Origin of the sequence: uncultured Thiocystis sp., assembly GCF_903866365.1 — a bacterium.
Taxonomy (GTDB): Bacteria; Pseudomonadota; Gammaproteobacteria; order Chromatiales; family Chromatiaceae; genus Chromatium.
In genome coordinates, this window is record NZ_CAIPNF010000057.1 from 1 (window position 1) to 3,030 (window position 3,030).

At 67.4% G+C, this 3,030-nt stretch carries 3 protein-coding genes; all 3 read left to right on the top strand.

Going from position 1 to position 3,030, the window contains the following annotated elements:
• The coding region (locus QZY07_RS03510) for an IS607 family transposase (protein ID WP_295399778.1) at positions 1 to 580 on the top strand (580 nt) is incomplete at its 5' end.
• The gene (locus QZY07_RS03515) at positions 567 to 2,123 is read left to right on the top strand and encodes a hypothetical protein (protein WP_295399780.1); all 1,557 of its coding nucleotides are present in this window, start codon (positions 567 to 569) and stop codon (positions 2,121 to 2,123) included. The genes QZY07_RS03510 and QZY07_RS03515, both read left to right, overlap by 14 nt.
• Positions 2,095 to 3,030, top strand: a 936-nt coding sequence (locus tag QZY07_RS03520; RefSeq protein ID WP_295399782.1) for a response regulator, incomplete at its 3' end; no start/stop codon positions are given. The genes QZY07_RS03515 and QZY07_RS03520, both read left to right, overlap by 29 nt.

Sequence of the window (3,030 nt, forward strand, 5' to 3'; positions counted from 1 at the left end):
CAGCACTTGGGCAAAGCAGCAAGGCATCTCGTACCGCACGGCCTGGAATTGGTACAAGGCCGGGCGACTGCCGGTGCCCGCGCACCAAACGCCGACCGGCACGATCCTGGTCGACGTGGACACCCCCGCCGCAGTGACCGGCCCCCGCGCCGCGCTCTATGCCCGCGTGTCCAGCCACGATCAAACATCCGACCTGGACGGCCAGGTCGCCCGCTGCCTCACCTTCGCCAACGCGCAACGCTTGAGCGTTGCGCAAACCGTCACCGAGATCGGCTCCGGTCTCAACGGCCATCGCAAAAAGCTCCTCGCGTTACTGGCGGACCCCAAGGTGGATGTGATCGTGGTCGAGCATCGGGATCGGCTCATGCGCTTCGGCGCGGAATACGTCGAGGCGGCGCTGGCCGCCCGCGGCGCGCGCCTGCTGGTGGTCGATCCCGAAGAACGCCAGGACGATCTGGTCGCGGACATGATCGCGGTCCTGACCTCGTTCTGCGCCCGGCTTTATGGCCGCCGCGCGGCGGCGCAGCGCGCGCAACGGTTGGTCGAGCAATGCCAGGCGAACGGCGATGCGGACCGCTAAAGTTCAGCGCACCGACCAGACCCGGATCGCCGATCCCGAGGGGACGGCCGGCGCGGTGCTGGACGCCTATGCCGACCTCTACGGACGTGCCGAGCGCGCCCTGTTCGCCGCGATGCGGCGCGGCGTGGCGCCCGGCGCGCTGAAGTCCGAGTTCATGGCGCGCTTCGGTCTGACGGCCCGCCAGTTCAACGCCCTCGCGATCAACCTCAAAGGCAAGATCGCGTCCATCAAGGAGCGTCGCGACGGACTGATCGACGAGGCCAAGGCGCGGATCAAAAAGGCGCGGCAGGTGGTCGCCAAGCTCGACAAGGCGCTCGCCAAACCGATCGAGGCCGCCGCGCGCAAGCGCCTGCTCAACAAGCGCCACCAGAAACAACGCCGGCTCGCCACCCAGCACGCACGTTTTGTCCAACTTGAGGCCGATCGCGACGCCGGCACCGTGCGGATCTGTTTCGGCCGTCGCAAGCTGTTCCGCGCGCAGTTCGATCTGGAGGCGAACGGCTACACCTCGCTGGACGAGTGGCGCGCGGACTGGCAACGCGCGCGGTCCAGTCAGTTTTTTGTCATCGGCTCCAAGGACGAGACCGGCGGCTGCCAGGGCTGCGTGGGCGAGTACCTGGGCGGTCAGCGCTTCGCCCTGCGGTTACGGCTGCCCCCGGCGCTCTGCGCGTCCGGCGAGAAGTACCAGCGCCTGGAGATCGACCTGCCTTACGGCACGGATCAACTGGTCGCGGCACTCACCCTGGAACAAGCCGTCAGCTATCGCTTTCGGCGCGACGCCAAGGGTTGGCGGGTGTTCGTCACCACGCAGGCGCTGCCGTTCACGCTCGCGAGCGACCGGCGGCTCGGCGTCATTGGGGTCGATCTCAACGCCGATCACCTGGCGGTGTGCGAAACCGACCATTTTGGCAATCCGATTGCCGCGCTGACGATCCCGCTCGTCACGTATGGCCTCGACCGCGACCAAACCCAGGCCGCGATCGGCAACGCCATCAAATCCTTGATGGAGTTCGCGCGCGACAAGGGCAAGCCGCTGGCGATCGAGAAGCTGGCGTTCGCCCAGAAGAAAGCGGCGCTCGAAGACGAAGGCCCGCGTCATGCGCGCATGCTCTCGGCGCTGGCCTATGCGCGCATCGGCGCAACCCTGCGCGCCCGCGCCCATGATGCGGGCCTGGAAGTCATCGCGCGCAACCCCGCCTATACCTCGGTCATCGGGCGCGAGAAATTCGCCGGGCGCTATGGCCTGAGCCCCCATCACGCCGCCGCGCTGGTCATTGCGCGGCGTGCCCTAAACCTGTCGGAGCGACCCAATCGCCGCGCCAGAACCGCCCGCCCCCTACCTGCAAGGAATCGGGGGCGGCACGTCTGGTCGTTTTGGAGGCAGGTCGCCCAACAGCAACGACGGATGTACCGTGCGGGCAGTCGGTCCCAGGACCGATCCCGGTCGCCACCGGCCCTTCGGGGCGCGGCGCGAGCGGAGACCCTACTGTCTGCGGCCGGCGCGACTCCGGCCCGTGAATCGTCAGCAGCACTGTTCGGCTGACGTCCATGGAATACTTTTCTATGGCTTTAGGAACGGCGAGATTCGCATCGAAAGCACGTCGGAAAGCGGCTCCTGCTTCGTCATCCGGTTACCTTACCTTGCCGCTGAAGTGCCGCTGGATACCACCCCGTCCGAGAGTCGGCTCGCGCCGCGAATCCAGCCCAGGCTGGCCGGTCTGCGCATCCTCGCGGCCGAGGACAACGCCGTGAATCAACTGGTGCTGCAGGATCTGCTCTGCCTCGAAGGGGTAGCGCTGACGCTGGTCGGCGATGGTCGGCAGGCGGTCGAGGCGGTCGCGCGCCAGCGCGAGGCTTTCGATGTGGTCCTGATGGACGTGCAGATGCCGGAGATGGACGGGCTGGAGGCGACGCGCCGCATCGCGGCCATGGCGCCAGACTTGCCGGTCATCGGCCAGACCGCGCACGCCCTGCCCGCGGACCATGAACAATGCCGACTCGCCGGCATGGTCGATACGCTCACCAAACCGCTCGACCAGGAAGCGCTGGTGGCGACGATTCTGCGCCAGTCTCGCGCGCGCGGCCGGGACGTTCCAGAGGTCGCCGCGGCGTCGGTCGCGCGCGTCGAGTCCGCCCTGCGCCAGGCGCATCAGGGGCGTCGCATCCTGCTCGCCGAGGATGATCCGATCAACCAGGAGATAGTACTCATCCTGCTGTGCGATGGCCCCGGTCTGCTGGTGGACATCGCCGACAACGGCCGGTTGGCCATCGCAATGGCGCGCGAGAGCGCCTACGATCTGATTCTGATGGACATGCGGATGCCGGTCATGGACGGGCCGGAGGCCACGCTCGCGATCCGCCAATTGCCCGGTTATCGGTCGATCCCGATCCTGGCCATGACCGCCAGCGATCTCGCCGAGGATATCCAGCAGTGTCGCGATTCGGGAATG

What these genes read in the sequence shown, in the direction of transcription:
- QZY07_RS03515 (WP_295399780.1), top strand. Translation starts at nt 567, where the DNA reads ATGCGGACCGCTAAAGTTCAGCGCACCGACCAGACCCGGATCGCCGAT.